The 8,266-nt window shown below is 33.8% G+C and carries 9 protein-coding genes; 7 read left to right on the top strand and 2 right to left on the bottom strand.

Annotation, left to right across the window (positions count from 1 at the left end):
- A partial coding sequence (locus tag PF572_04300) for a hypothetical protein (GenBank protein ID MDA3840286.1) occupies positions 1-3,495 on the top strand: 3,495 nt, incomplete at its 5' end.
- Positions 3,496-3,944: 449 nt separating this feature from the next.
- On the opposite strand, the gene PF572_04295 is transcribed toward PF572_04300, so the two are convergent.
- On the bottom strand, positions 3,945-4,217 hold the full coding sequence (locus PF572_04295; protein ID MDA3840285.1) for a type II toxin-antitoxin system mRNA interferase toxin, RelE/StbE family: 273 nt from the start codon (positions 4,215-4,217) through the stop codon (positions 3,945-3,947).
- On the bottom strand, positions 4,214-4,441 hold the full coding sequence (locus PF572_04290; GenBank protein ID MDA3840284.1) for a hypothetical protein: 228 nt from the start codon (positions 4,439-4,441) through the stop codon (positions 4,214-4,216). The genes PF572_04295 and PF572_04290 overlap by 4 nt, the downstream gene beginning before the upstream one ends.
- A 164-nt stretch (positions 4,442-4,605) precedes the next feature.
- Between PF572_04290 and PF572_04285 the strand changes: the two genes are divergently transcribed.
- The 6 genes from PF572_04285 (at position 4,606) to PF572_04260 (ending at position 7,995) form a co-directional block, all read left to right on the top strand.
- Positions 4,606-5,457, top strand: a complete 852-nt coding sequence (locus PF572_04285; GenBank protein ID MDA3840283.1) for a transposase — start codon at positions 4,606-4,608, stop codon at positions 5,455-5,457.
- Positions 5,458-5,596: 139 nt separating this feature from the next.
- Positions 5,597-6,631 (top strand): HAMP domain-containing protein, encoded by a 1,035-nt coding sequence (locus PF572_04280; protein ID MDA3840282.1) that lies wholly within the window; start codon positions 5,597-5,599, stop codon positions 6,629-6,631.
- A gap of 111 nt (positions 6,632-6,742) precedes the next feature.
- Positions 6,743-6,982, top strand: coding sequence for an AbrB/MazE/SpoVT family DNA-binding domain-containing protein (locus PF572_04275; protein MDA3840281.1), 240 nt, complete (start codon positions 6,743-6,745; stop codon positions 6,980-6,982).
- A 5-nt stretch (positions 6,983-6,987) separates the two neighbouring features.
- A complete protein-coding gene (locus PF572_04270) occupies positions 6,988-7,230 on the top strand; it encodes a type II toxin-antitoxin system RelE/ParE family toxin (protein ID MDA3840280.1) in 243 nt (80 codons plus the stop codon).
- A 226-nt stretch (positions 7,231-7,456) separates the two neighbouring features.
- A complete protein-coding gene (locus PF572_04265) occupies positions 7,457-7,738 on the top strand; it encodes a type II toxin-antitoxin system RelB/DinJ family antitoxin (protein ID MDA3840279.1) in 282 nt (93 codons plus the stop codon).
- Positions 7,735-7,995: a hypothetical protein gene (locus tag PF572_04260; GenBank protein MDA3840278.1), complete on the top strand. Its 261-nt coding sequence runs from the start codon at positions 7,735-7,737 to the stop codon at positions 7,993-7,995. Before PF572_04265 ends, PF572_04260 begins: the two co-directional genes overlap by 4 nt.
- Positions 7,996-8,266: the final 271 nt, after the last annotated feature.

Here is an 8,266-nt window from a genome sequence, read left to right as displayed (position 1 = left end):
CTTGGTGCTGATGGCAAAAGATACGTTTTCCCTAACGAGTCTACTTACTTTTCATGGTATAACGATTTTTCAGGTGTAGTAACAATCGCTCAATCAGAGTTAGAATCTTATCCTTTGGGTAAGAATGTTACAGTAAGACCTGGAACAAAATTAATTAAAATCACTACTAACCCAAATGTATACGCTGTAACTCCAGGCGGAAATCTATTATTGATTCCAACTGAAGAAGTAGCTGCTGTATTATATGGAGAAGCTTGGGCTTCAAGAGTTGTAGATATTGCTGATTCATTCTTTACTAACTACGAAATCGTAGCTGGTGAAGCTTCAGTAACAACTTACCCAGCTGGTTCACTAGTTAAATTCGGTAGTACTGATGTTTATTACATCGATGCTGACGGAATGGCTAGATTAGTTGCTGACGAAGCAGCTTTCGCAGCAAACAAATTCTCTTTCAACTACGTGATAGATTCAATTCTAAATGTACCATCTATGGGTGCAGACATTACAGTTAGAGAAGATGCATTATCTGACACAGCACAAGGTGCTGGTGGAGTGGCTGGTGCTGGAACAGGTGTTTCATTCGCTTTAGCTGCTAACACTTCTCCATCTCAAAATATCCCTGCTGGATCTCCTGCAGATTTCATGACTCTAAACATTACTGCCGCTAATGATGGTGATGTTTCAGTTAATAGTATTACTGTTACAGGTTATGATCTAGGTAATTCTGAGAATATTGACTCAGTTACTTTCTATGACAACGGAGTAAAAGTTGGAACTTCAAAGAATTTAAATTCAGACAGAGTTGCTGTATTTAATTTCGCTCCAGCTATTTCAGTTCCTGCTGGAACAACTAAATCTTTAGTTGTAAGAGCAACAATTTTGTCTTCTGCAACTGGTAACTATTCTATTGGTATTGCTAGTGCTTCTGATATCCTCACAAACGGTGCGGTTGTAAGTGGTTCTTTCCCAGTAGTTGGTAACACAAAAGCAATTGCAACTGGTACAAATATTGGAACAATGACTATTTCTGCTGTTACAGCAAGTACTCCATCTGCAGAGTTTGGAGAAGATAATGTTCTAGTATCTGAATTCAACCTATCTGCTACTAACGAAGATGTATTCTTCAATTCTTTGAGACTTAGAAATGGTGGTACTAATGACAATGCTTTAGCTTCAAACCTATTGATGTTTGTTGATGGTACCGAAGTTGCTCAAGGAACATATGCTGACAGATACGCTACATTCGCTCTTGAAAACGTTATCGTTAAAAAGGGTGATACTGTAACAGTCCAAATCTATGCTGATATGGGAATTGGAAGTGTTGGTAATACTTTCTCTCTATATCTTAAAGATGTAAATGACATGGTCTTTACTGGTAAAACTTATGGATTTGGAATTCAAATGACAGACCCTCTTGATTATGACACAACTAAATGTGTTGCAGTTACTTTATCTGCTGGTGATGTTACACTAGATATGGATAAGGCTGCTTCTCCTTCACAAGACGTTAGACCTGGTACAGACAATGTAGTTTTAGCTACTTTTAGCGTTGTTTCAAATGCTGAAAATGCAACTATTAACTACATCAAAGATGCTGATGGTGATGAATTTATTATCGCTGGTACAGGGCTAGATCTTAACGAAATTGAAAATGTTGAGTTAAGAGATGTAAATACAGGAGTTATTTATGACACAACCATTGCGGCTGGTGTCGCTTCTAATACAGTTGCAATGACTTTTGATGAAGAAATGAGTTTGCTTAAAGGTGTTAAGAGAACTTTTGAAGTAAGAGCTGACCTAAAAGGTTCAAATGACACTTATCCAATTGATGATGACGACACTCTTGCCGTTACTATTGAAGATGGTGCATTCTCTATTACTGGTTTAGTTTCAGACGCTGAGCTAAACGGTGAAATCACTCCTACATCTGTTACAGGTTCTGTAACAACTGTAAAAACTGCTTCATTAATCTGGACAACAACAGCTTTGACTAACAAAACTTTTGTTCCAGGTGCAGTAGATGAATTAATCTATAGAGCAACAGCTAAGGCAGGAACTGCTTCAGATGTTACCCTAACTTCAGTTAAACTTAATGCTGATACACATGCAGCATTCAAGGATGGAAATATTTCTGCTCTTGAATTATTTGCTGACGGTGTATCAGTTAAGAATTTAGCTGGTCAAATTACTGATGACGCTGCTGCTACCGCTGCTATTAACTTCACTTCTTTGAATGTTAATATTCCAGCTGGTGAAGATGTTACATTTACAGTACTAGCTAGTTTCCCAGGTACATTCGAAACTGCTGGTGATTTCTCACTAGAAATTACTGATGCTGCTACATCTATCATTGTAAAGAATGAAGACAATGATGCATTTGCTGAAACAGTTTCTAATGCAGGAACAGATTCAAGATTAATCTTCCTAGCTTCAACTGGAACTTTGAAGGTTGAAATGAAAGTTGATGACTTGAAAGCTAATGACAATACTTATATTGTTGCTGGTTCTGCTACAGATGCTGATAGATATCTAGGTGAATTAGTATTCACAACAACTAACGAAGACGTTAAAGTTAAAACTTTAGCTCTTGGTCAAACTGGAACTTCAGAATCCGACGACGTCTTAGGTGTTCAATTGTTTGACGAATCTGGTGTAGCTGTTGCAGAAGCTGATGTTGATGCTTACGGAAACGCATACTTCGACACTCTAAACCTAGTAATGCGAGCTGACCAAACCACTTCACTTTATATTGGTGTTGTAACAAAGTCTATTAATGCTGATGGTGATGCTCAAGGTACAGCTGATCATGGTGAAACTATTATCTTCAACCTTGCTAGCTCAACAGACCTAACACTTCTTGGTTTGTCTGCTAATAAGGCTGTAACTGCTATTGGTGACACTTCAGGTCAAGATATCGCTATCGTAGAAGACGATGATGGTGCTCTTGCAGTTGGTGAATACTCACTACCTACAGTAGTTTCAAAGACTTCTACTATTGCAGGTTCTAAGTTGACTTCTATTGTTTCAACTTTATCTGACGGAACATTGTCAGATGGTTTAAACAGAACTATTGCTAAGTACAAATTCGTATTTGACAATGGAATGAACAGAAGTTCTTTAAATGAAGCTCTAAAGGCTCAGCTAGAAACTCTAGCTCTTGCAGTTTCTACTTCAACAGCGACTGTTGTTGATATTCAAGCATACGTTGAAGGTGCTTCTGCTAACAAAACAACAGCTGTTCAAACTACAGCTGGTGTAGCGACTATTAATCTAAGCGCAGGTCTACTTGACTCTAGTTTAGTTGATGGTGAAGTTACTTTAGTTATTATTGGTGATGTCAGTGGTTCTGGTACAACTGGTTCAGTTAGTACTGCTATCAATGATTTAGCTGGTGGTGACGTTCAATATTATGGAAATGGTGTTGCTGGTGGTACATTAATCACTAACCCACTACTCGATATTACTGACGTAACTGGTGCTACTTTATCTAAGTAATTTTACTTCAGATAATATATATTGATTAAATCGTTTAATCAATAAACAAACCCCGCTCTTCAGAGCGGGGTTTGTTTTGGTATATCTGACCCCACGGACTCTTAAAAGGTAATTGAGGTAATTGTGGGTAATTGGGGTCAGGTCTAGCTTTCATCCTTTTTTGATGCTTCTATTAATCATTATTAATAGAATATATGGCCAGACCACTTAGAATAGAATATCCAGGAGCATTTTATCATATTACTTCTCGAGGGAATGCTAAACAAAATATTTTCGGTAATTGGGGTCAGGTCTAGCTTTCATCCTTTTTTGATGCTTCTATTAATCATTATTAATAGAACATATGACTAGACCTCTTAGAAAAGAATATCCAGAGAGAACTTGAGGTCTTGAATTCAGCTTTTTTAAGAGCTGAAAATTATTAAAAAATAAAAAATACTTATAAAAAATTATAAGTATTTGTAAATGTCATGTTTGCCAATGGAGATAAACAATATGTCTCCATTTTTCATTCTCTCAAATATTATTCTATAATTACCACTTAGAGAAATTGACCAAATTCCCTTAAATTTTCCATGGAGTTCATGAAGTCTTAATGACGGATGGAGGGGGTTTTTTCTAAAAGTACTTTCTTTTTTTATAGCGATTTTTGTAATTTCTTTCGGTAGCTTATTTAGTTCTTTAATAAATTTTTTTGAAAAATGAATTTCTTTGATTATCATAAGATTTCAATCAATGACTTTGCCTTAATTGTTTTTCCTTGTTCATAATCGTCTCGAGCTTCTTTAACAGACGATAATAGTTCTTTTTCTGAGATTAGGTCTTTGTCTAGTTCAAATAAATATTTAACATAAGCTGAAACAGAGCTAAATCCTCTTTCTTTAGCATTCTTTTTTAGTTCTTTTGTTTCCTCTTGAGGTAGGGATAAACTTAATATTTGGCGCATATTTTTTCTTTAAATAATAATATTATTACTACTACTACTATTGTATTACAGCTGTATTACTATGTCAAGAGAAAAAATGGAACTTGGAAGGAACTTGGGGTCTAGCCTTCATCCTTTTTCAATTTATGATATACTAATTCTATTAATCATTATTGACAGAATATATGGCTAGACCTCTTAGAATAGAATACCCAGGGGCATTCTATCACATTACATCTCGAGGGAATGCTAAGCAAAATATTTTTAAAACAAAAAATGATTTTATTGATTTTTTAAATATTCTAAATGAAAATATTGAGCAATACAACTGGAAGTGTTATGCCTATTGTTTGATGTCCAATCATTATCATTTATTAATAAAAACTCTCGATCCAAATCTCGCGCAGGGGATGAGGCAGTTGAATGGGGTTTATACTCAGAAATTTAATTATAAGCACAAAACAGTTGGTCATTTATTCCAAGGAAGATATAAGGCAATTTTAGTAGATGAGGAAAAATATTTTTATGAATTAGTTAGATACATTGTATTGAATCCAGTTAGAGCAAAGATAGTGAAGACTCCAGAAAATTACCCCTGGAGCAGTCACAGAGAAATGCTAGCGGATAATGAATATGGTGTTGTTGAAAGGGATGATGTGTTGAACAGATTTGATGGATTGCAAGAATATAAAAAATACATTAATCAAAAAACAGAAGAAAATGATGCTTGGGAAGACTTGAAAGGGGGGATTGTTCTAGGTTCTATTAATTTTGTGGAAAATATTAAAAAATATATTAGTCAGGAAAGTAAAAAATCTGGAAATATTAAAAAAATTGAGAAACATGTTGGTCGACCTTCTTTGAGTAAAATGTTTGATGGGAAATATTCAGATCGAAAAGAGAGAAATGAATTGATATACAAAGCATTTAGGGATTATGGCTATAGTATGTCAGAGATAGGTAGGGAGGTCGGTTTGCATAATTCATTCGTTGGGAAAATAGTTAAAAATATAATAAAGAAAAAGGATGAAAGCTAGACCTGACCCCACGGACTGGAGCGGGGTTTGTTTTGGTATATCTGACCCCACGGACTCTTAATGACCATGTCCAAATTAAGACAAAACTAAAAAATAATGGTATAATTTAGTAAGTTATAATTCATAAAAATATATATATATGAAAATAAAATTAATGATTTTATTGGGTTTTTCTTTAATCACTCTCATGGTTGGAATGGTTGGATGGTTTAGTTATTCAAACTCAAAGACTGTTGGCGAAATGTTTAAGGGAGTTGGAGAAGAGACAATCCCTACTGTGAGTGCTTTAAAAGATTTAAAGTCCTCTGTCCTGAGGGTTCTTTCCTCTACAATGGAGTTATCTTTAATAAAAGCAGAAAAGTCTCTTGATGATAGAGCCCCAGAAGAAGCGAACAGTGGAGAAGAAGAAAGCAGTGGAGAAGAGACTGAAGGGGATTTGATTGAAGAAGGAAAAAGTAAATTTAATGATGCTTTCAATAGATATGAAACATTGATTCAGCTTAATCCTAGCAAGAAGGAATTGAAGAATGAAATTAAAAAGAATTGGGAGGTATTTATCGAAATATCAGAGGATATAATTAGTGATAAAGAAAACGGTGTTTATGGTAGTGAAATTATTGAAAAAAAAGAAGATCTTGAAAAAGCTGAAGAGGCTTTGCTAGATTCAATCCAAATATCCTTAAGTCAAGAAGAAGAAGAATTAAAAGAGAAAGATGCCTTAGTAAACAAGACTATTCAAAGTAATTTAAATGAAATCCGATTTTTGCTTATAGTTTCCTTAATATTCGCAGTGCTTGCTGGCACATATATTTCTTTTTCTATCTCTAGATCAATAAATATTCTCCAAAAAGGCGCTATTGAAATTGGAAAAGGGAAGCTTGGTATTAAAATAGAACTGGATTCAAAAAATGAATTAGGAGACTTAGCAAAAACTATAAATAAAATGTCCTCCGATTTAGCTGAAATAACAATCAGTTCTGGCCAGTTGGAGAAAAAAGTAAAAGAAAAAACAAGAGAGCTTGATAAAAAAAATAAAGAGCTAGAGAAAGCTATGGAAGATTTTTACACAGTAAGAGTCTCTATGTCGAACAACATAACTAAAGAGGACCTGGAAAAAGAGAATAAGAAAATTAGGGAAAAAATAGACAAAATAAAAAATAAAAAATATTTATAAAAAACTGATTTAACATGTCTGACTCTATTTAGAGCCATTTAGGATTTAATGTTTTGACAATATATTTGTGTTATGATAAAGTAAGAATGTAAGAAAGTAATACTTAATCATATGACAACAATATCAAAAGCGACCACAAAAGGACAAATTACTATCCCTAAAAAATGGAGAGATAAATTTAATACGAATCAGTTTGTTATAACTGACAAGGGAGATAAGTTAGAAATTGAACCACTCATTATTGACAGTAAAAAAGAAAAGGAATTTACTGTTTTTGATGCTATTCGTGATAACAAAGGAAAGGGAATGAAGGCTAAGGATTTGGTTGATGTTTTAAAGAGGATTTCTTAGGTTCTATGAATAATATTGAGAAATTATTAAAAAAAATATCTAAAAAAGACAGGGAAAAATTATTGGAAATTATCAAGCGTCTATTGAGTGGTGATAAAAAACTAAAATCTATTAAAATAAAAAATTCTGATTTTTATAGATTGAGATATGGGGATTATAGAATCATATTTCACAAGGAAAGTGGAATATTAGTTATTGATAGCATAAGGATGAGAGGTGACAATACCTATAAAAATCTAAATCTGTGAATTAGCTGAAAGGTTTTTTTAGCGGTCGGCCCCCTGCGAGTTTGGCTGTTTTTTTGTATTTGGTGATATATATAATCTCTTTCTATGAGTATAGAAAAATGTGCAGGGGTCCGACCGCTCTTTCTCTTTATGTCTTTCTCTTGAAAGAGTGGACTTGATGATTTTAATGTATTGACAATGTAACTACGTTAATATATAATCAAAATGTAATTATTAAAATTAAAATATGTCTAATATCCAAGTTCGTATAAATGAAAAAGACAAGAAAGAAGCAAAAAAAATATTTGATAAATTGGGTCTTGATATGAGCTCTGCTATTAAGCTTTTTTTGAAGCAGACTACTCTCAGAAAAGGACTTCCTTTTTTACTTAGTACGGAGAATAGGCTAAGTCTGGAAGAAGAGAACTTAATTATAAAAGCATCTTCTGAGGCAAAAAAAGGTAAAAATGTCTCTAAAGAGCTAGAAGGAAAAAGGGCCATAGAATACCTTAAGGCGCTACGAAGATAAAATATCATAAGTTATTTCAGAAACAATTTAAAAAACTATCTCAAAAAGACAAAGAAAGGGTTTTTGAGTGTATTAAATTATTTATTTTAAATCCTAAAATGAAACTTCTTAAAAATCATTCTTTAAATGGGCATCTTCTTGGGAAAAGAGCAGTATCTGCTGGGTCTGACCTTAGAATAATTTTTGAGGAGTTTAATGGCTATACTCTTGTTATTTTTTTGGACCTTGGTAAACATAATAGAGTATATAAAAAATAAAGTATTGATGGATTAAATAATTTGTAAATCAGTTAAATAAAACGTTTTTAGCGGTCGGACCCCTGTGAGTTTGGCCTTTTATTTTTGTATTCGGTTATATATACCCCGGAGCACCCTCTCTCACCTATCGGTGATTTACCTTGTAAATGTTTTTCAATGAACGCAGAAAAGTGCTCAGGGGTCTGACCGTTCTTTCTCCTCCGGCCATTCTTTTGAGAGTATTGAATTTAACTAGCTATTCTGCTATTCTTCAAACAAGACAAAGGGCTTT

Source organism: Patescibacteria group bacterium (assembly GCA_027858235.1).
Classification (GTDB): Bacteria; Patescibacteriota; Patescibacteriia; order Patescibacteriales; family BM507; genus BM507.
This window is presented reverse-complemented; position numbering and strand designations above follow the sequence as displayed.